Below are 19,704 nucleotides of genomic sequence, written 5' to 3'. Positions count from 1 at the left end.
CGGGGATCGAGGTCGGTGTTCAAGAGGTGCCGAACAGTTGGCGGGTGTCGGGCGCCTTTCCTGCGTCGGGGACGCTGATCTCGAAGTATTCGGCGGGCGAGACGTGGTGGAGGGAAGCGATGACGGTGGCGGGGGCGGATTGGATCTTCGTGTTCAATGCCCGCACATTGGCGTTGTACAAGCGCCGCGCCGCGGCGATTCTGTCTTCGATATCGGCCAAATCGCTTTGCAAGAGTTGGTAGTTGCGCACGGTGCTCATGGTCGGGTACTGCTCAGCGAGTGCCTGTAGGCCCGCCAAGGCCGTGGTGAGGGCGTTTTCCGCGGTCGCAACCTCCGAGACGTCCGCGGCCGGGCGTTGCGGGGAGGGCGACGTCGAAGTGCCGCGTGCGCGATCGCGTGCCTCGACTACCGCTGTCAAAGTTCCACGTTCGAAGGCCGCGGCCTGCTCGACTGTCGCGATCAGATTCGGCACCAGGTCGTGTCGGCGTTGCAGTTCGACTCCGACCTGTTGCCACGATTCGGCCACCAGGTTCCGCAACCGCACGAAATCGTTGTACGCCGCGAAGTACCAGAGGACCACCATCAGCGTTGCCGCCAGGACCACGAGAATGCCGACGGTGCCGTTCATGCCACGTTCCTTTCCGAAACTGTCGTAGCGCTGTCGGACCACACGAACCGCGGGATGCCCTCGGCGATCACCCGCATCGCGTCGAAAATCGAGGTGATCTCCAGGGGACGATTGCCGAGCGTGGTGACGCCGACCAAGTAATTCCCGGTGATCTCGAACTTGGTCAGCAACACCGCTGGTCGCTGCCGGCCGAGGTCGATCAGCCGGTCGATGGTGCGCGGGGTGAAAACCGCATGCGCGAAAGCCGGATTCGACGAGTACACCGCGAATTTGTCGTTGAACTCGGCGGATTCGAACCGCACCTGGGTGCCGGCGGTGGTGTCGAAGTTCGGGCCCATCGTCAACCGGGGTAGTGCCGTGGGAAGTTCCAGGACGAAAACGTTCCGGTAATGGGTGCTCACGTTGATTCTGTTGTTGTTGAGCCAGGTGAGATGGAAGAAGCTCGCCGGGTAGGCGCCGACGGTGCCTCGCATGGCATCGCGAACCCGCATGCGGCGCGCCCGGCGGATCGTGAACGGCGGGAAATTCCACGCCGGTACCGCCCAGCCGGCAGCACGTTGATAGCTGAATCCGTGTTGCTCGGCCCACCGCGCGGTCCACCGCTTCCGGAACGACTTGACGATCAGCCCCGAGGGCAGGAAGGCCAGCAGCGGCGTGGCGGGCAGCAGTACCCACGAGAACGGCTCCCCGTGATCGCGCCACCAGATGCCCTGCACGACCACCAGCACCGAGAACGTCAGGAACGTCAACGTGTTGAGAAAGCGAGGCAGCGCCCAGATCGGACCCCTCGCACTCTCGTCATCGGCCATGCCGCTCATTGCTTCTCCTCGTGTCGCACCCGCGGGCGCGGATGCCTCAATGATCTTCACGCGCCTTGCGATGTACTTACGAACGGCTGACGGTCGGGACCGCCGTTGCTCGCGTTGTGCGGCGGGGGGAGGGGTTCGCGTCGCAGAATGTCGGGATGAGTAGTGGGGTTGGGCGTCGGGTGGTGCTGGCGCCGGACAAGTTCAAGGGGTCGTTGGCGGCTCCCGAGGTGGCCGGGGCGCTGGCCGCGGGAATCGGGCGGGTGGCGCCCGGGGTCGAGGTGGTGCGGGTGCCGGTGGCCGACGGCGGGGACGGGACCGTGGACGCGTTTCTCGCCGCTGGGTGGGAGCGGGTGGAGGTGCGGGCCGAAGGGCCCACGGGAGTGCTCGGGGACTCGGTGTACGCGGTGCGGGGAGAGACCGCGGTGATCGAGTTGGCCGCGGTGGTCGGACTGGTGAAACTGCCGGGCGGGCAACCGGATCCACTGCACGCGAGCACCTTCGGGCTGGGGCGGGTGATCGAGCACGCGCTCGATCGCGGTGTGCGCGAGATCGTGCTCGGGGTGGGCGGCAGTGCGTCCAGCGACGGGGGCGCGGGAATGCTTCAGGCACTGGGGATGCGGATTCTGGACTCCCAGGGTGACGACGTGCCGCGGGGCGGCGCGGGGCTGGCGCGTGCGATTCGGGTGAATCGTTTCGGGCTGCACCGGGCCCTCGCCGAGACCTCGTTCACGCTGGCCAGTGATGTCGACAACCCGCTGCTCGGGCCGCACGGGGCGGTGGCGGTGTTCGCGCCGCAGAAGGGGGCCGACGCCGAGCAGTGCGCGACTCTCGAAGCGGCGCTGACGAATTGGGCGAAGCTGATCGACGCCGGTGCCGCGGACCGTCCCGGGGCGGGGGCGGCCGGGGGGACCGGGTTCGTTGCGATGGCCGTGCTCGGTGCCACCGAGCGCCCCGGCATCGAGGTCGTCTTGGAACTGATCGGCTTCGAAAACCTTTTACGCGGAGCCAATCTCGTCGTCACCGGCGAGGGGGCGCTCGACGACCAGACCCTGCGCGGCAAGGCCCCGATGGGTGTGTGCACGGCGGCCCGCGCGGCCGGGGTCCCGGTAGTTGCCGTCGCAGGGCGCTGTCTGCTGCCCGAAAACGACCTTCGCTCAGCGGGTTTCGATTCCGCCTACGCCCTCAGCGCCCTCGAGCCCGATCCCGCCCGCTCCATCGCCCACGCCGCACCGCTGCTGGAACAACTCGGAGCCGAAATCGCCACTCGCTACCTGCGGGATTGAACCGAGGCATCACACCGGATTCAGTTCGCAGCCCAGCACGTGGTCGCGATGCTTGTCTCCCCACGCCTCCAATGGGCTGAGGGCCTGGCTCAATTCCTCCCCGCGCGGGGTGAGGGAGTATTCGACGCGTGGCGGGATCTCCGGGTAGACCTCGCGGTGGACGACGCCCGCGGCCTCGAGGTGGCGGAGGTTTTCGGCGAGGACCTTCTCGCTCACGCCGTCCAGCTTCCGCCGGATCTGGCCGAATCGCTGTGGCCCCTCGGCGAGCACCCACATCAGGTGCAGTTTCCATTTGCCGCCGACGACGTCGATCGCGATCGACATCCCGCACACGTCGTGAGCTACGTCACGGCTGGTTTCCACGCGGACCTCCTGAACAGTTCTCGAACCTCGAGGTAAGCAACCCGCCCTCCACGTGCGGTCTTCCCGAGCCTACCTGCGTCGACGACCATCGGGACCGGCGCCGAACCCCGTCCGCGACGACTCAGCGAAGGAAATCCCGATGTCTCAGCAGTCCCGTTCCGTCACCGTCATCGGCCTCGGCCCCATGGGGCAGGCGATGGTGCGGCAGTTCCTGGCCGCCGGTGTCGAGGTGACCGTGTGGAACCGCAGCCCCGAGAAGGCCGCGGCCATGGCCGAACTGGGCGCGCACCGCGCCGCCACCGTCGCCGAGGCCCTGGCCGCGAACCAGGTGATCGTCCTCAGCCTCACCCACTACGCCGCCATGTACGACGTGCTCGGCCCCGCGACCGCGCACCTCGCGGGCAAGGTGATCGTCAACCTGTCCTCCGACTCGCCCGAGAAGGCGCGCCAGGGCGGGCAGTGGGTGCGCGAGCACGGCGCGGAGTTCCTGTCCGGCGGCTTCATGTCGGCGGGCGACAACATCACCCACCCCGCGTCGTACATCTTCTTCAGCGGCCCCCGAGAGGTCTTCGACGCTCACGCCGAACTGCTGCGCCCGCTCAGCCCTCAGGAGTACCTGGGCGCGGACGACGGTGTCGCCCAGGTCTTCTACCAGGCCCTCCTGGTGATCTTCCATCCCTGGATGCTCGCCTTCGACCAGGCCCTGGCGGTGATCCGGCGATCCGGCCACGACATCGACCAGTTCCTCCCGTACGCCCAGCGCTCCAGCGAGGCCTTCCCGTTCTTCATGGCCGAGTACGCCGCCGCCGCGAAGTCCGGCGGCTGGGGCGACCTCGCCGCCTTCAAGATGATGGACGCCGGCGCCCAGCACATCATCGACGCCAGCGAGGAGGTGGGCGTGGACGCCACCGTCTCCCACACCGCACAATCGTTGTGGCGCAAGGCGATCGCCGCGACCGAGGAAGCGGGCCGCCCCGTGTCCATCTTCGAATTGCTGGGCGGACGGTAGCGCGGCCCGCTCTCGTCTATTCGTCCAACCACCGCGCGATCCCCTCGAGCGTGGTGGCCGAATGGAGCGGTGCGCCGTCCTCGGCGTCGAGTAATTGCCATTCGTGTGGATATTCCGGGGTGTGCGCCAACCGGTATCCGGCCCGGGTCGCCCGTGCGGCGAGGAGTCGGAGCCGGTCGGCGGCGAAATCGGGCACGATGGGGGTGCCGTTCAAATTGTCCCCTGTGAGTGTTCCTGGGGCGTAACCACTTCCGCCCAGTATTCGTGTCGTATGGCGTTCCACAGCACCGCCAGGCCGGGGAATCGTTCGCGGGCGTCGGCCAGGTCCGGCGCGCTCGCGGGGGTGTAGGTCAGCAGCGGGCGGGAGAGGTCGGTCCGGCCGCAGACGAGCAGCACCCGGATGCGCCAGTGGTCGAGCCGCCAGACGGCCAGCCATTCCCCGGCCTCGGTGCGCCGCTCGCACACGGTGATTCGCGCGGCGGTCAGTGTCGGCCGCCGGGCGGACCGGGCTCCGCCAGCTCCGACAACGCGTCCAGAATCTGGCGCAGCGTGTGCAGCGGCGGCTCCGCACTCGTGGATGATTCCACGGCCCGCGCTCTTTCGATTTCCGCGCAGAATTGCTGTGGCGCAGCGCTATTCGGGTGTACGCTGGCTGCCATCTCGTCTGGGGGGAACGGATTCTGTCCGGTACCGGGTGTTCCGGGCACTCTGCACCTCCGAAGTGTTTGTGGTACTCGCGATTCGGTACGTCCGGCGACCGAGGGGCCGACCCGCCCGCCGGGCGTGCATTCAGAACACACCGCGCGCCTATTCCGGCGCAATGCCGAAGCGCGCGTGTTCGAGGAAAATTCGGCGTCGTTTCAGTAGCCGGTGAATTCCTGTTCGAGTAGCAACGCGATTTCTCAAACGAACCGCCCGGAGGTCCCGTCGATGGCATCGACCACGATTGATTCGAACATCGCCCGCCGCATGCTCGGCCTCACCCTGGAGGCCCTGCGCAAGGAGGCCGGCATCACCCGCGAGGCCGCGGCCGACGCGATCGGCGTCGCCCGCTCCACCCTGTGGAAGATCGAGACCGGCCAGAGCACGCGCCTGAACCCGGTCCTCATGAAGCACCTGTGCGATCTGTACGAGGCGAACGCGAAGGAGGCGCAGGTCATCGTCGAACTGGTGAAGGAGACGAAGGCGAAGGGATGGTGGCAGGCATTCGCCGACGATGCGATTCCGAAGGAGTTCGGGTTGTTCTTGAGCCTGGAGGATGCGGCGGATCGCATTACGTCGTTCCAGACTTCGCTGTTGCCCGGACTTCTCCAAACCACCGAATACCGTCGTGCTCTGAGTTGGGTGGAGTTTCCGCACAAGCCGACCGACGAGCTCGAACGAATTCTCGAAATCGGTGCGAAGCGCCAGAATCGGCTCACCCGCAAGGACAGGCCCCTGACAATGAACGCCTTCATCGACGAGACGGTGCTTCGACGGCCCGTAGGTAGTGCATCGGTGATGCGAGCGCAGCTGCACCACCTGGCGGAGATCGGGAAGCTGCGCAACGTCTCGATTCGGGTGATCCCGTGGTCGGCCGGAATCTATCGTGCACTCGCCGTCGGGATGTTCGTGATTCTCGACTTCCCATTGCAGCCGAAAATCGAGCTGACGATGCCGCCCGTGGTCTATGTCCAAGGTTTTCTCGGTGATCTTTATCTGGAACAGCCCGACGAGGTTCGGCAGTATCGTGGGGTATGCGCCGACATCGAACGTCTGGCGCTGGATGAGGCGAAGAGCCGCACGCTCATCCTGGACATCGCAAAGGAGTTCGTCGCGTGAACGTAGACCTAACCGACGCCAGGTGGTTCAAGAGCAGCCGCAGCTCGGCAGCCAAGGATTGTGTCGAGGTCGCCTTCCTCGACGACGGCCTGGTGGGTGTCCGTGACAGCAAGAACCCGTCCGGCCCGGCACTGGTGTTCGCCCCGGGCGAGTGGGATGCCTTCACGGCAGGTGTGCGGCACGGCGGGTTCGATCGCCCGCTGTAGCAACAACTCTCACGCGGACGCGGAATCCGAGCCCAGGCGCGGGAAGGGAGCGGTGGAGAAGACCACCTCCACCGCCACCCCGAAGAACTCCGAAATCCGCAGTGCCAGATGCAGGCTCGGGCTGTACTCGCCGCGTTCGAGGTAGCCGATCGTCTGGTAGTGCACGCCCAGCGCCTCGGCCAGCTGCCGCCGCGAGATGCCGCGCTCGGCGCGCAGCATCGCGATGCGGTTGTACAGGACCTCAGTAGGCACGCTGCATCGCCTTCTCGCGGCGGGTCGCCACGCTCGAACCGGATTCCCGACGGGCCATGCGCCGCAACACTACCGGCGCGATCGCCAGGCCCAGCACCGCCCATGCGCCGAACACGCCGAACGTCTCCCAGTGCCGCCACGAGTGCTCGAGTTCCACGACCGCCGCCTCGTCCGGCAGCAGCGCCGAGCGCATGCCCAGGCCCAGCCAATAGATCGGGAACACCTGCGCCAGGCCCTGCACCCAGCCGGGCATCGAGGTGATGGGATAGAAGATGCCCGAGACCGCGACCAGCCCCATGATCGGGAACGAGGCGAATCCGATGCTGCGCGGGCTCTCGAACACCGAGCCGATGACCGCCCCGATCGGCAGCGTCGCGAGCATGCCCAGCACGAACACCCAGATCAGGGTGAACCAGGCGCCGACGCTGTCGAGGCTCAGGCCGCCGACGACGAGCGCACCCGCCACCAGCATCACCGTCACCTGCATCAATACCGTGCCGGAGATGGTGATGATCTTGCCGATCAGGTAGCCGGTCATGCCGTTCGGAGTTACCTTGGCGCGCAGGAGGGTTCCGTCCTCGCGGTCCATCGTCAGCAACTGCGAGATGCCCAGCAGTCCGGTCGAGGCGACCAGTAGGCCCAGGATGCTCGGCAGCGCCAGCGAGCCCAGGCCGATGCCGGTCGTCTCGAAATGCCCGTTGCGCATGAAGAACAGCGCCACCAGCATGATCACCGGCCAGAAGTACTGCATGAACAGGTCCTGGCCGTTGGTGTGGGTCTGGCGCAGTTCGATCAGGCCGCGCGTCACTCCGGCGCGGGCCGCGGCCGCCATGGGGGTCATCGGGTCACCTCCTCGAGGGTGTGCACCTCGGCCTCGAGCTGTCCGGATTCGAAGCGCTGCACCAGGGTCATGTAGGTGTCCTCCAGGGAGGCGCGGTGGACCTCGAGTTCGTCGATCGCCGAGCCGTACTGCTGGAACAGTTCGTAGACGAACTTGGTCGACTCCGTGGTGGTGTGGACGAAGCGCTGGCCGGCGCGGGTCCACTTGACCTCCGCCTCGCCCTCGATGCGGCGGGACAGCTCATCGGCCGAGCCGTCGGCGATGATGCGGCCGCCCGCCAGGATCAGGATCCGGTCGGCCAGCTTCTCGGCCTCGTCGAGGTCGTGGGTGGTGAGCATGATCGTGGTCTGCTCGTCGTCGGCCAGGCGGTGCATGAGGTCGTGGAACTCGCGGCGCGCCACCGGGTCGAAGCCGGCGGTGGGCTCGTCGAGGAACAGCAGTTCGGGGCGGCCCACGATGCCGATCGCCACGTCCAGGCGGCGGCGCTGACCGCCGGAGAGGCTGCTGATCTTCGACTGCGCCTGCTCGGTGAGGCCGACCGCCGCGATCAGCTCGTCGACATCCCACGGGCGGGTGATGGCGGCCGTCGAATACGGCGCGTAGTACGCGCCGATCTGGGCCAGCAGCTCGCGCACCCGCCAGCGGCCGTGGTCGCGCCAGGACTGCAACACCACGCCCAGCCGGGCCCGCCACGTCTCGTCGCCGTGTGCGGGATCGACGCCCAGCACGGAAACCTCACCCGCCGAACGCATCCGGAAGCCCTCGAGGATCTCGATGGTGGTGGTCTTGCCCGCCCCGTTGGGCCCGAGCAGCACCAGCACCTCGCCCGCGCGGGCCTGAAAACTCACGTCGTGCAACACATCTCGGGTGCCGTACCGCATCCGCAGACGCCGCACGTCGAGCACGACGTCCTCGCCTACCGTCATCCCGCCCTCCGTAGCATACTCAGGATGAGATGTAGCATATCTACTACATCGTCGGGCGGACAAGGGGATTTCGGCGTGCGTCGTTTCCCCGTCATTCCGGCGTGTGGGTGCGTTGTCCCTCCGTCATTCCGGCGTGTGGGTGCGTTGTCTCTCCGTCATTCCGGCGTGTTTTTGACCGGAATCCACCGGGCGGCAGTGGATCCCGGCCAAAAGCATGCCGGGATGACGAAGGGGTGTGTGCCGGGGATGACGAAGGGGTGTGTGCTGGGATGGCGGGGGGGGTGTGGAATTACGTTCGGGTGCAGAGGAATTCGATGGCGGCGGCGTAGCCCTGGATGCCCATGCCCGCGACGACCGCGGTGGCGATCGGGGAGATGTAGGAGTGGTGGCGGAAATCCTCGCGGGCGTGCACGTTCGAGATGTGCACCTCCACGATCGGCAGCTCCGGGATCACCAGCGCGTCCCGCAGCGCGACCGAGGTGTGGGTGAGGCCGCCGGGGTTGATCACGATGCCCGACTCCGCGCCGCGGGCCGCGTGGATCCGATCGATCAGCGCGCCTTCGGAATTGGATTGGAAATCCACGATCTCGCGCCCGAACCGGTCGGCCGTCCGGCGGCACAGCGCGACGACGTCCGCCAGGGTGTCCGGGCCGTAGACCTCGGGCTGGCGGGTGCCCAGCATGTTCAGGTTCGGGCCGTTGAGCACGAGAATCGGTGCCATGCGGACACCCTAGCCGCGATCACAGACCGCGCGGTCCTTCGGCACGCAGGTCGTCGACCTTGCGCATGGCCGAGCGCAATTCCTCGAGCCATTCCTCCGCGTGCTTGCCCGCCAGCTTCACCGTCCAGGCGAGGGCGTCGGCGCGGGAGCGGGCCACCCCGGCATCGACCAGCGTGTCCAGCACCTTGCGCTCCGGTTGGCGCAAACGCGTCATCACCGGCACGGCCAAGTGGGTGAACAGGATTCGCTCGCCCTCCACCGACACGCCCCAGGCGACGCTGCGGCCGTAGCGGGCCTGCGCCTCCTGCGCGATCTGCATGCGGGCCGGGCGGGTGGCCTCCCGGAAGCGGGCGACGAGACCCTCGCGGGTTGCTCGCGGCACGTCGGCGGGGGCCTCGTCGCCCGCCTGCTCGGTCTCGTCGGATTCGGGCTTCGGCAGCGGCAACTCGCCGATCACCACGATCTCGTCGCGATCTATCTCGATCGTCGGCGGGCCGGCGAACCACTCGCTCGGCAACCTTCCGGCGAACCAGTCGGGCGCCTCGGCGGCGTCGGGGAGATCGGCCTGCTGCCAGCCGCCGGGGCGTCCGAAGCCCCGGCCGCGCGGTCCGTGTCTCATGGTCTTACCTCGCTTACGCTGCGTTCGTTGTAACAGTGATTACAAAATTACGCCGAACGGCGGCCGATGAATTCCGCTGTCGGAGAACGGCTGTGCGATGGCCGTGCGGTGAACACGGCTCACAAATGCGCCACCGGTGCGCAAGATGTCGACGTTCGGGCACTATTCTGGTCGCTGAGCATGGAGAATGCGGACGGCGCCAACCGGGCGCCAGGACTGTTTTGTTCGGGTACGGTTGGTCTTGTTACTGGAGTGGCAAGAGTGAAGAGTGGGCGATATGGATGTGTGGGGATCCCGCCGCTTTCGGCTTCGCGGCGCAGCGGCACTAGCGGGCGCGGTCGCCCTGGTGGCCGCGCTGGGATCATGCGGTTTGGACGAGAAGCCGAACAGCCCCCAAGCCGTCGTCGAGAAATTCACTCAATTGCTGGACGACAAGGACGCCCGCGGCGCGGCCGCACTCACCTCGTACCCCAACGGCGCCGAGGCCACGTTGCAGAAGGTCTTCGACGGGCTCAATCCTGGCAAACCCGATTATCAGCTGGCCCAATTCATCGGTCTGGACGGCGATTCCGCCATGTTCAACCTGAAAGCGGATTGGAACTTCGGGCCGGGTAAGGACTGGACCTACGATCTGCAAGGCTCCATTCGCAAGCTCGCTATCGGCTGGCGCATCTCGTGGGAGCCGAATGTGGTGGTTCCGCAGCTGGACGGCACGCGCAGTGTGCAGCTGGTCCGCACCGACGCGGCGCCGCCGAAGGTCAACGACAACGCGGGCAACACGCTGATGACCGAACAGGTGATCAACGTGGTGAAGTTGGACCCGACCAAAACCGGCGACCCGGTGGGCTCGACCAATGCGCTAGCCGATGCCATCGCGCCGGTCGCGCCGCTCATCACCGGTCCGTCGCTGATGCAGCAACTCGGTGCGGCGCAGGGCAAACCGATCGTCGCCGTGCAGTTGCGCGAGGACGATTTCGCCATTCTGGAACCGCGCATGGCGCCCATCCCCGGCGTGGTGATGGAGAAGCAGCCGCGCCTGATCGTCACCGACCGCCGGATCTTCTCGCCGCTGACCGACGCGCTGCGCAAAGTGTGGCAGGAGAATCGGGACAATCACGCGGGCTGGGGCGTCAAGCTGTTCGAGGCCGACGGGCGGCCGGTCACGCAACTCGCCGGGCAGCAGGGGCCGCCCGGACCGGACATCGCCGCCACGCTGGACCAGCGGTTGCAGCGCGCCGCCGAGGACGCGGTGGTCAGCGCCGGGACGGCGGCCTCGATCGTGGCCGTGCAGCCGTCCACGGGGGCCGTGGTGGCGGCCGCGCAGAACACCTACGCCAGCGAGCAGGGTCCCGTCGCGTTCACCGGGGCCTATCCCGCGGGCGGCCTGATCGAGTTGTTCAAGCAGGCCGCGGCGGTCATGAAAAAGAAAGCGCCGCAGGATGTCTCGGTGCAGGACGCGGCCGAGGCGGCGGCCCGGCTCGGGGTCGGCATCGGCTTCAAGGTGCCGGGGCTGGACCAGACCACGGGGCGGCTGCCGATCGGCGGGCGCGGTGTCGAGCAGGTGCGGCAGGGCGGTGCGGATCCGATCCTGGCCAGCCCGTTCGGGATGGCCATCGCCGCGTCGACCATCGCGCGCGGTTCGGTCGCGCCGCCGATGATCGAGATCGGCCGCCCGTCCACCACCGAGGCCGAACTGTCCCCCCTCCCCGACGACGTCCTCCAGCAGCTGCGCCGCATGCTCACCGACGACGCCGCCGGCGGCCCCGAACTCGCCGCCCTCCGCCGCTACGCGGGCGTCACCGCCTACGCCGCCACCGCCGGCACCAGCGGCTGGCTCCTCGCCAACATGGGCGACCTGGCCTTCGCCATCCACATCGCCGACGTGGACAGCGGCGACGCCACCTCCCGCATGGCCGCCCGCATGCTCCAGTCCCTAGCCGCCCCGGACGACAAGTAGGGGCGGGGGTTCAGCGCGCGGGCAGGATTCGATAGATCGCGCGCCAGCCGAGCAGGAAGACTGCCAGGACTGTTGCGGCCACGATGATGAAGCTTGTGGCGGTGCCCTGGCCGCTGAGTACGCGGAGCAGCATGCCGATGATCAGCGTCGACAGCCACACCACCACGCCGGTCGGCCAGAGTGGGCGCGGGTCGAATCGGCGTAGGGCCGTGGTGAATTCGGTGCGGGCGGTGAGTGCCGCTGCCAGGAGCCAGCCGAGGATCAGGCCGACGCCGAAGGGCCATACCGTGCGGGCCAGTCCGGCCAGGACGGCCTCGTCGTGGCTGCGGCGGCCGATCGCGCAGAACACGATGACGAGCAGGGCGTCGACCAGGTACGGGACCAGTTTCCTCACGTCGCACAGGGTAGCTGTGCTGTTCGGCCGACCAGTGCGGACGGTCCGCTCACCCCGCGCTGGGCTCGCTGTGGTCGGGGCGGTCGGGCTGCTTGTCCTCGCGAGGGCGCTTCTCGTTGAGGAGGCGCTGTTCGGCGAGGATCGCGGAGCGGCGCTCGAATTCCTTCTCGAATTCCGCGTCCTCGGCCTGGGGCTTGCGGAAGAGGAAGGCGAAGACGATCCAGCCGATGATCGCCACCAGGATGAAGCTGACCATGCGGTAGACGAAGGCGGCGGCGACCGCTTGGGCGGCGGGCAGTCCGGCGGCGGCGGTGAGGCTGTAGACCAGGGTGGCGTCCACGTAGACGATGCCGCCGGGCGCGAACGGGATGGTGCCGACCGCCTTGCCGACGCTGAACGCGATCATCAACCCGGCCAGCCGCGGGTCGGCCCCGACCGCGTAGCAGGCCGCACCCAGACACGCCACGTCGCCGAGCCGGTGCACCAGCGCCCACACCCCGACCAGCGCGCCGTCGCGCCGCCCCAGCTCCACCGACTCCAGCTGGTGCAGAATCTCGTGCACCTTGTCCATGCCGCTGTCCGCCGGATGGTGCCGAATCCGGTTGACCAGGTGCAACACCCGGCGCACCAGCGACTCCAGCGTGCCCGGATTGTTCGAGACGTAGTTGCCGCCCCAGATCAGCGCGATCACCGCGGCCACCGGCAGCACCAGCTTCCACGGTCCGACCTGATCGCCCACCAGCACGGCCCCGCCCACGCCGAGCAGCACCATGCCCGCCGCCGCGACCACACCCGACATCACCAGTTGCCAGGACGCCACGATCGGGCTCGCGCCCCAGCGCCGGGTCTGCCGATAGGTGAACGCTGTCGAGAACACTTGACCGGCGGGCAGCGTCACCGACATCGCGGTGGCGCCGTAGACGACCGCGACGGATTTGCGCTGACTCACCGACACGCCGCCCGCCCGCAGCAGCTGTTTCTGGATCCGGCCGAATCCGCTCATCGACGCCGCCTGCATCACGACGCAGGCCGCGACCCAGCCCCAGTGGATTTCGGTGAGATTTCGCCAGGAATCGTGCAAACGCGGCCAGAGATAAATGCCCTCGGCGACCAGCAGCGCCGACAGTGCCGCTCCGAGAACCCATTTCAGCCACCAGAACCGCCCCCGGCGGCCCGGCTCGGCGGGCGACTCGGAGTCGCCGGCTAGTTCACCATGGGCCCTCACGCCCGCCAGCCTAACGAACGGTCCTTTTGCGACGCAGCCCCCTGCTTTCCCGGCGCGTATCGCCAGGTCACACAGACCGATCAGTCCAGAATCGTGTCCGGGCGCCGCTCGGCCTCCGCCTCCGCGCTCCCGGCAGGCGCCTCGGCCGCGGTCTTCGGCCAGGCCAGACGGGTTTTCCGGCGGCGGCCGCGCAACTGCACCTCCTCGCCGGACACCCAGAATTGCTGCTCGTGCGCGTCGGCGAAATACAGCGCGCTGCCCGAACCGAGCACCCGCCCGGGATGTTCCTTGGCCAGTTCGGTCAGGCGGGAAGCCTCGTTGACGGGGTCGCCGATCACCGTGTATTCGAATCGATTTGCCGCGCCGATATTTCCGGCCACCGCGAGCCCCGCGGACACGCCGATCCCGATATCCAGCCCCGGCACCTCGCGCAGGGCCTCGCGCAGTTCACGGGCGGCGGCCAGCGCGGCGGTCGGCGCGTCGGGACGGTCCAGCGGCGCGCCGAAAATGACCAGCGCCGCGTCGCCGACGAATTTGTTGATCAAGCCGTTGTGCCGGTCCACCACGTCGACGACGACGCGGAAGAATTCGTTGAGCAGGCTCACCACCTCGGTGGGCGGGTGCTCGGCGGCCGTCGCGGTGGAACCGACCATGTCCACGAACAGCACCGCGACGAAACGGGTCTCGCCGCCCAGTTCGGTGCCGTACTCGAGGGCGCGCCGGGCCACCTCCTCGCCGACGTGCTGGCCGAACAGTTCCTGGAGTTCGCGGCGCTGCGCGGCCTCCTCCATCATCCGGTTGAATCCGACCTGCAACAGGCCGATCTCGCTGCCGTCGAACACCTCCACCTGCACATCGCGCGCGCCCTCCTGAACGCGGTCGATGGCGCGGGAGAGCTGGCGGACCGGGTCGGAGATGCTGGAGCCGGTGAGCATCGACAGTGCCAGTGCCTGCATGATCACCACACCGCACAGCAGCAGGATCGACACCGCCAGCGACTGCGCGGAGAACTGCACCTGCGAGGTGATCTGGGTGACGCAGAGCAGCACGATCGCGATGGTCGGCGCGAAAGTGCCCATGCCCCACGTCATCGCCATGCGGGTGCCGACGCCGGGGGTGAGGGTGTGGTCGAAGGTGCCCGTGGACAGCGCGTGCGCCGCGACCGGTCGCAGGATGCGCTCGCCGAGCATGTAGGTGAAGCCGAACACGATGGTGGCGGCCATGCATTCGGTGACGATCACCGCACCCGCCAGTTCGGGCGTGTCGACGATGATGGTCGCGGCCAGCACGCCGCCGCCGACCAGCCACAGCAGCAGATGCACGATGGCCTGCCGCAGCGGCGCGTGCAGGGCGGCCATCTGTTCCTGGCGGCTGGGCGGGCCGCCGCGCAGTTGCCAGCGCATCACCGGGCGCAACATCAGCGCCGACGCCGTGACGCTCAGCGCGCCGCCGACCACGAATACCGTCACGGGAATCAGCAGGCCGGTGCGGCGCACACCCGCGGGCGCGCCCTCCGGCGAGGGCAGGCCGTACTGGATGAACGCGTACACCAGAATCGCACCGAAGGCGTTGGCCGCCAGCATCGATGCGAGGTACAGCGGCCAGCGCGTTCGCATGGTCTGTTTGACCGCTTCCAAGGGCGCCGACACGAGGACCAATCTAGCGTTTCGCGCCGGTGCGGACCGGCGGCGGACCCGGCGCGACGTACCCTCCGGCGTGCACACCCGCCCGGACCGGGCGGTGTCCGGTTAGGCTCGCGGCGTGAGTGACGTGGGGAACGGTCGCGACGACGAGGACGGCACCGGCGGGGAGGCCCCGGAGCCGACGGCGCGCGGCGGGCGGACAGCGGTGCGGGAACGACCGGCCCGGCGGGCGGCCGAGGCGGTGCACCCGCTGGTCCGGGACGCGGCCGAATGGTGCTGGCGGTTGCTGATCATCCTGGTGGCGCTGCTGGCGGTCGCCTATCTGGCGCACCGGCTGACCACCGTCGTCATTCCGCTGGCCATCGCGTTGCTGCTGGCCGCGCTGCTGTCGCCGCTGGTGGACTGGATGCAGCGGATGGGCTTGCCGCGGTCGATCGCGGTGTTCGTGGCGCTGATCGGGTCGCTCGGGTTGCTGGCGGGGATCTTCACCTTCGTCATCGAGCAGTTCGTGAACGGCCTGCCGCAGCTGACCGACGAATTCAAGACCAGCATCCACACCATTCAGGACTGGCTGATCAACGGTCCGCTGCATCTGAGCGACGACCAGATCCGCAACGCGGGCAACACCATCATCAAAACCCTGGAATCCAATCAGGATTCGCTGACCAGCGGCGCGCTGACCACCGCCGCCGCCATCGGGGAATTCCTGACGGGGATCTTCCTGACGCTGTTCATCACCATCTTCTTCCTCTACAGCGGCGATCAGATCTGGCATTTCGTCACCCGGATCGTTCCGACCTTTCAACGCGATCGGGTGCGAAATGCCGGGCGGCTCGGGTTCGGGACGCTGATCGGGTTCGTGCGCGCGACCGTGGTGGTGGCCGCGGTCGACGCCATCGGCATCGGGGCCGGGCTGGCGATTCTCAACGTGCCCCTGGCGCTGCCGCTGGCGTCGCTGGTGTTCATCGGCGCGTTCATTCCGATCATCGGGTCGGTGCTGGCCGGGTCGGTGGCGGTGTTCCTCGCGCTGATGACCAAGGGGCTGGTCACCGCGCTCATCGTGCTCGGCATCACGATCGCGGTGATGCAGCTGGAAAGCCATGTGCTGCAACCACTGCTGCTCGGGCGGGCGGTGCGGATCCACCCGCTCGCGGTGGTGCTGGCGATCACCGCCGGCGTGGTGCTGGCCGGTATCGCGGGCGGTCTGCTGGCGGTGCCGTTCGTCGCGGTGCTCAACACGGCCATCCGCTCGCTGCTCGCCGACAGTCCGGAGGAGCTGTACCAGGAACTCAATACCGGTGCGGAAGGGGAACCCATGTTCCACGCCGATCCGGACGAACCGACCCGGGGGCGGTACGAATTGCCCGACCCGGGGGCGGGGGAGCAGAGGAGAACGGGTGATGCCGGCGACAGCTGAGTCGCGCGGGGCAGGGTCGGCGCGACGCCCGACAACGGTGCGCCCGCAAGCTGTTCCGGCAGCACATGGCGTCGGAGGCAGGAAGAGTTGATGACGGCGGCCGGGCCCGGGCGGGGGGACGAGACCGTCGCGACTGCGCCGCTGTGGCGGGCTGCGCAGGCGTTTCGACTGGTCACCGTGTTGTACGCGGTGGGGCAGCAGGTCGCGTCGGTGGATTCCTATCGGGAGCCGGGGCTCAGCTGGGTGCTGATCGGGGTGCTCGTCGTCTGGTCGGTGGTGTCGGCGATCCTGTTGTCGCAGTGGGCCGATTCCGCGCGGCGGCGGATCGGGGTGGTGCTCGGCGACCACGCGGTGGTGATCGCGCTGATGGCGTCGACCCGGCTGGTCGCCGACTACGACTGGTACCACGGGCATCAGACGCTGCCGACCACGCTGTGGGCCGCCAATGCCGTGATGTCGGCGGCGATTCTGTGGGGGCCGGTCGGCGGTGTGCTGTCGGGGGTGGTGATCTCGGCGGTCAGTATCGCCGTCCGCGCGCAGTGGGAACTGGACCTGTGGAACGACGCCACCGCGCCGGTGTTGGTGTCGGTGGGGTTGGCGATCGGCTTGGCCGCCAACACCGCCGCCCGCGCGCAGCGCCAGTTGCAGGCCGCCGCGCGGCTCACCGCCGCGGCCGAGGAGCGCGAGCGGCTGGCGCGCGAGGTGCACGACGGTGTGTTGCAGGTGCTCAGCTACATCAAGCGGCGCGGCAGTGAGATCGGCGGCAGCACAGCGGAATTGGCGGAGCGGGCCGGGGAACAGGAAGTGGCGCTGCGGGTTCTGATCTCCGAGCAGGGCGGACGGGCCGAAACCGTCGGAGCCCAGGTCGATCTGCGTCCGTTGCTCACCGCGCAATCCGCCCCGGCCGTGTTCGTCTCCACGCCCGGCCATCCGGTGCGGATCGGGGAGTGGACGGCGCGGGAGATCGCCGCCGCCGTGGCCGCGGCGCTGTCCAACACCGCGCAGCACGCCGGAGCCGACGCCAAAGCCTATGTGCTGCTGGAGGATATGGGCGACAGGCTGGTCGTCAGCGTGCGCGACGACGGATCGGGCATCCCGCCCGGCCGGCTCGCCGACGCCGCCGCCGAAGGCCGCCTCGGCGTCGCCCGCTCGATCATCGGCCGGATCGAGGCGCTGGGTGGCGAGGCCGAACTACTGACCGCCGACGACGGCACGGAATGGGAATTCCGCGTCCCGCGCCCCGCCGGGCAGTGAACCGCGGAAGGAATCGACTGTGAGCGAACAGGTTTCCGAGCACATTTCGGTGATGGTGGTGGACGACCACCCCATGTGGCGCGACGGTGTCTCGCGCGATTTGGCGGAGGCCGGGTTCGAGGTGGTGGCCACGGCCGACGGTGTCGGCTCGGCCACCCGCCGCGCCACGGCCGTGCGGCCCGCGGTGGTGCTCATGGACATGCAGCTGCCCGACGGCAGCGGGGCCCAGGCCACCACCGAGATCCTGCGGGTGTCACCGCACAGCCGGGTGCTGGTGCTCTCGGCCTCGGCCGAACGCGCGGACGTGCTGGACGCGATCAAGGCGGGCGCCACCGGCTACCTGGTCAAGAGCGCCTCGGCGGCCGAACTCGTCGCCGCCGTCCGCGCCACCGCCGCCGGCCAGGCCGTCTTCACCCCCGGCCTCGCGGGCTTGGTCCTCGGCGAATACCGCCGCATCGCCGCCACTCCCGCCGACCGCGACCAACCCCACCGCCCGGCCCTGACCGACCGCGAAACCGAGGTCCTCCGCCTGGTGGCCAAGGGCCTGTCCGCCAAACAGATCGCCACCCGCCTGAGCCTCAGCCACCGCACCGTCGAAAACCACGTGCAGGCCACCTTGCGCAAACTCCAACTCGCCAACCGAGTAGAGCTCACTCGCTACGCCATCGAGCAAGGGCTGGAGTAGTACTCCCTGGAATCAGGGATTGCCCTGATGTGCGGGAACGGCGGCGTCGGTACCCTCGAACGTATGGGTGGTGAGACGGTTTCGGCTCCTGGGGCACGGTCGGTGCCGGAGGCGGGCGGCGCGATCGGCGACCGCGATCTGCGGGTGTCGGATGCCGAACGCGAACATGTCGGGACGTTGCTCCAGCGGGCCGTGGGGCTCGGCATGCTCTCGCTCGGCGAGTTCACCGAGCGGATGGACACCGCGCTGGCCGCCAAGACCCGCGGCGAGCTGAACGCCGTGCTGATCGACCTGCCCGGCATTCGGATGGCGGGTCAGCCGGATCCGGCCGCTCCGCTGCGGGCCAAGGCGCCGACGTACGGGCCCGCCCGCCCGGTCGCCACGTCGTCCGGCAACACCATCCGCGCCCGCCTGTCCGGCGTCACGCGCAAAGGCCGGTGGCAGGTGCCCCCGGTCCTCTACCTGAACAGCCAGCTCTCCGGCGTGACGCTCGATTTCACCCAGGCGATCATGTCCACCCAGGTCGTGGAGCTGCGGGTCGACGATTTCTGTAGCTCGCTGACGCTGATCGTGCCGGGAGAGGCCACGGTCGATCTCAACGGCCTGGACCTGATCGGCTCGAGCGCGAACAACAAGGTGCGCACCGGTCCGCCCATCGGCGCGCTGCACTTGGTCGTCACCGGTCGGCTGCGGTTCGGGTCCGTCACCGCCAAGCAGCCCTTCGGTGCGCAGTGGCGGCGCCTGGTGTCCGGGTTCTGACGCCCGCTCGTCCTGCCCGCGCGGCCTCCTGCGGGTAACCTCTTGCCATGGTCGACGGCGTGGCGGGCACCACCGAACCCGACCCGTATTACCGTGCGGGACAAGGCGAACCGCTGCTGCTGTTGCACGGATTGCTGCTCACCTGGCAGTCGTGGGGCGCGGTCCTCGACGACTTGTCCGCCGACCACGCGGTTTTCGCGCCGACCCTGCCCGGGCACCACGGCGGCCCACCGGTCCGCGGACCCGCCACCGTCGCCGCCCTCGCCGACTACGTCGAACGCGCCATGGACCAAACCGGTTGGCGAACAGCGCATCTGGTCGGAAACTCGCTCGGCGGCTGGCTCGCGTTGGAACTGGCCGCGCGCGGCCGGGCGCGTTCGGTGACCGCCATCGCCCCGGGCGGCATGTGGCAGGCGGGCGCGCAGACCGTGTCCCGGTTGGTCGGCAAGTACCGGGCCTTCGCGCCCGTGATCGGGGTCGGGGCGGGCGTGCCCCGGAGCATGGCCCGGAGCCTGGTGGTCCCGCTGCTGGCCTACCGGCCCGTCGCGGTCCCGCACCGCCTCGCCGCCGTGGTCGCCGCCGCGCCCGCGCACTGCGGCATCGTCGAGGACCTGGTCGAAGACCCCGCTCTCGCAACAGGTTTCACGCGCTTCGACGACATCACCGTGCCCGTCACGATCCTGTACTGCGAGCACGACCGCGTCCTGCCGCCCCGCCTCCACCGCACCTCGGTGAGTTCCCCGGGCCTGCGCACCCGCACCCTCCCCGGCGTCGGTCACGTGCCCATGCTCGAAGCACCCGCCCTGGTCGCCACCGAGATCCGCGCCGCCGTGGCCCGGCGGCGAACGGCCACCGTGGCACGGGCGTAGCGGCACTTCGCCACGGTGGGAAT

Annotated in this window: 23 protein-coding genes; 10 read left to right on the top strand and 13 right to left on the bottom strand. The window is 68.7% G+C overall.

What is annotated here, in order from left to right:
* Positions 1-19: 19 nt before the first annotated feature.
* Together IU476_RS32465 and IU476_RS32460 are read right to left on the bottom strand one after the other, a co-directional pair.
* Positions 20-628 (bottom strand): LemA family protein, encoded by a 609-nt coding sequence (locus IU476_RS32465; RefSeq protein WP_195106130.1) that lies wholly within the window; start codon positions 626-628, stop codon positions 20-22.
* On the bottom strand, positions 625-1,446 hold the full coding sequence (locus IU476_RS32460; RefSeq protein ID WP_228824664.1) for a DUF3137 domain-containing protein: 822 nt from the start codon (positions 1,444-1,446) through the stop codon (positions 625-627). Before IU476_RS32460 ends, IU476_RS32465 begins: the two co-directional genes overlap by 4 nt.
* Positions 1,447-1,592: 146 nt before the next feature.
* Between IU476_RS32460 and IU476_RS32455 the strand changes: the two genes are divergently transcribed.
* Complete coding sequence (locus tag IU476_RS32455; protein WP_195106129.1) at positions 1,593-2,720, top strand: glycerate kinase; 1,128 nt, start codon at positions 1,593-1,595, stop codon at positions 2,718-2,720.
* 9 nt (positions 2,721-2,729) lie between these two features.
* On the opposite strand, the gene IU476_RS32450 is transcribed toward IU476_RS32455, so the two are convergent.
* Positions 2,730-3,044: a winged helix-turn-helix transcriptional regulator gene (locus tag IU476_RS32450; protein ID WP_195106195.1), complete on the bottom strand. Its 315-nt coding sequence runs from the start codon at positions 3,042-3,044 to the stop codon at positions 2,730-2,732.
* A 172-nt stretch (positions 3,045-3,216) separates the two neighbouring features.
* Here IU476_RS32450 and IU476_RS32445 point away from each other — a divergent pair, with 172 nt between their 5' ends.
* Positions 3,217-4,092 carry an NAD(P)-dependent oxidoreductase gene (locus tag IU476_RS32445; RefSeq protein WP_324194508.1) on the top strand — a complete coding sequence of 292 codons (876 nt, stop codon included), beginning with the start codon at positions 3,217-3,219 and terminating at the stop codon, positions 4,090-4,092.
* 16 nt (positions 4,093-4,108) lie between these two features.
* Here the strand turns inward: IU476_RS32445 and IU476_RS32440 are convergent, their stop codons facing one another.
* Both IU476_RS32440 and IU476_RS32435 read right to left on the bottom strand, forming a co-directional pair.
* Complete coding sequence (locus tag IU476_RS32440; protein ID WP_195106127.1) at positions 4,109-4,306, bottom strand: hypothetical protein; 198 nt, start codon at positions 4,304-4,306, stop codon at positions 4,109-4,111.
* Entirely contained in the window at positions 4,303-4,557 is a 255-nt protein-coding gene (locus IU476_RS32435; RefSeq protein WP_195106126.1) for a hypothetical protein, read from the bottom strand. The genes IU476_RS32440 and IU476_RS32435 overlap by 4 nt, the downstream gene beginning before the upstream one ends.
* A gap of 465 nt (positions 4,558-5,022) precedes the next feature.
* Between IU476_RS32435 and IU476_RS32430 the strand changes: the two genes are divergently transcribed.
* The gene (locus IU476_RS32430) at positions 5,023-5,913 is read left to right on the top strand and encodes a helix-turn-helix domain-containing protein (protein WP_228824663.1); all 891 of its coding nucleotides are present in this window, start codon (positions 5,023-5,025) and stop codon (positions 5,911-5,913) included.
* On the top strand, positions 5,910-6,119 hold the full coding sequence (locus IU476_RS32425) for a DUF397 domain-containing protein (protein WP_195106125.1): 210 nt from the start codon (positions 5,910-5,912) through the stop codon (positions 6,117-6,119). Before IU476_RS32430 ends, IU476_RS32425 begins: the two co-directional genes overlap by 4 nt.
* A 9-nt stretch (positions 6,120-6,128) precedes the next feature.
* Here the strand turns inward: IU476_RS32425 and IU476_RS32420 are convergent, their stop codons facing one another.
* From IU476_RS32420 to abmR, 5 genes are all read right to left on the bottom strand, one after another.
* Entirely contained in the window at positions 6,129-6,371 is a 243-nt protein-coding gene (locus tag IU476_RS32420; RefSeq protein WP_324194497.1) for a helix-turn-helix transcriptional regulator, read from the bottom strand.
* Positions 6,361-7,212, bottom strand: a complete 852-nt coding sequence (locus IU476_RS32415) for an ABC transporter permease (protein ID WP_195106124.1) — start codon at positions 7,210-7,212, stop codon at positions 6,361-6,363. The genes IU476_RS32420 and IU476_RS32415 overlap by 11 nt, the downstream gene beginning before the upstream one ends.
* Positions 7,209-8,138: an ABC transporter ATP-binding protein gene (locus IU476_RS32410; protein ID WP_195106123.1), complete on the bottom strand. Its 930-nt coding sequence runs from the start codon at positions 8,136-8,138 to the stop codon at positions 7,209-7,211. Before IU476_RS32410 ends, IU476_RS32415 begins: the two co-directional genes overlap by 4 nt.
* 289 nt (positions 8,139-8,427) lie before the next feature.
* Positions 8,428-8,859 carry a type II 3-dehydroquinate dehydratase gene (gene aroQ / locus IU476_RS32405; protein WP_195106122.1) on the bottom strand — a complete coding sequence of 144 codons (432 nt, stop codon included), beginning with the start codon at positions 8,857-8,859 and terminating at the stop codon, positions 8,428-8,430.
* Positions 8,860-8,878: 19 nt separating this feature from the next.
* Positions 8,879-9,478 (bottom strand): ATP-binding transcription factor AbmR, encoded by a 600-nt coding sequence (gene abmR / locus IU476_RS32400; RefSeq protein ID WP_195106121.1) that lies wholly within the window; start codon positions 9,476-9,478, stop codon positions 8,879-8,881.
* Positions 9,479-9,848: 370 nt separating this feature from the next.
* On the opposite strand from abmR, the gene IU476_RS32395 reads away from it, so the two are divergent.
* A complete protein-coding gene (locus IU476_RS32395; protein ID WP_228824662.1) occupies positions 9,849-11,435 on the top strand; it encodes an NTF2-like N-terminal transpeptidase domain-containing protein in 1,587 nt (528 codons plus the stop codon).
* A 10-nt stretch (positions 11,436-11,445) separates the two neighbouring features.
* Here the strand turns inward: IU476_RS32395 and IU476_RS32390 are convergent, their stop codons facing one another.
* From IU476_RS32390 to IU476_RS32380, 3 genes are all read right to left on the bottom strand, one after another.
* Positions 11,446-11,829 (bottom strand): DUF3054 domain-containing protein, encoded by a 384-nt coding sequence (locus IU476_RS32390; RefSeq protein WP_195106119.1) that lies wholly within the window; start codon positions 11,827-11,829, stop codon positions 11,446-11,448.
* 49 nt (positions 11,830-11,878) lie between these two features.
* The gene (locus tag IU476_RS32385) at positions 11,879-13,054 is read right to left on the bottom strand and encodes a lysylphosphatidylglycerol synthase transmembrane domain-containing protein (RefSeq protein WP_195106118.1); all 1,176 of its coding nucleotides are present in this window, start codon (positions 13,052-13,054) and stop codon (positions 11,879-11,881) included.
* 80 nt (positions 13,055-13,134) lie between these two features.
* A complete protein-coding gene (locus tag IU476_RS32380; protein WP_195106192.1) occupies positions 13,135-14,670 on the bottom strand; it encodes an adenylate/guanylate cyclase domain-containing protein in 1,536 nt (511 codons plus the stop codon).
* A gap of 268 nt (positions 14,671-14,938) precedes the next feature.
* Between IU476_RS32380 and IU476_RS32375 the strand changes: the two genes are divergently transcribed.
* The 5 genes from IU476_RS32375 to IU476_RS32355 all read left to right on the top strand — a co-directional run bounded on the left by IU476_RS32375 (position 14,939) and on the right by IU476_RS32355 (position 19,681).
* Positions 14,939-16,114: an AI-2E family transporter gene (locus IU476_RS32375; protein WP_195106191.1), complete on the top strand. Its 1,176-nt coding sequence runs from the start codon at positions 14,939-14,941 to the stop codon at positions 16,112-16,114.
* 90 nt (positions 16,115-16,204) lie between these two features.
* Positions 16,205-17,368 carry a MacS family sensor histidine kinase gene (gene macS / locus IU476_RS32370; RefSeq protein WP_195106117.1) on the top strand — a complete coding sequence of 388 codons (1,164 nt, stop codon included), beginning with the start codon at positions 16,205-16,207 and terminating at the stop codon, positions 17,366-17,368.
* Between the two features lie 52 nt (positions 17,369-17,420).
* Positions 17,421-18,053: a response regulator gene (locus IU476_RS32365; protein WP_195106190.1), complete on the top strand. Its 633-nt coding sequence runs from the start codon at positions 17,421-17,423 to the stop codon at positions 18,051-18,053.
* 63 nt (positions 18,054-18,116) lie between these two features.
* Positions 18,117-18,812, top strand: a complete 696-nt coding sequence (locus IU476_RS32360) for a DUF1707 SHOCT-like domain-containing protein (RefSeq protein ID WP_195106116.1) — start codon at positions 18,117-18,119, stop codon at positions 18,810-18,812.
* Between the two features lie 47 nt (positions 18,813-18,859).
* A complete protein-coding gene (locus IU476_RS32355) occupies positions 18,860-19,681 on the top strand; it encodes an alpha/beta fold hydrolase (protein ID WP_195106115.1) in 822 nt (273 codons plus the stop codon).
* Positions 19,682-19,704 lie beyond the last annotated feature (23 nt).

This window comes from Nocardia blacklockiae (assembly GCF_015477355.1).
Lineage (GTDB): Bacteria > Actinomycetota > Actinomycetes > Mycobacteriales > Mycobacteriaceae > Nocardia > Nocardia blacklockiae.
This window is presented reverse-complemented; position numbering and strand designations above follow the sequence as displayed.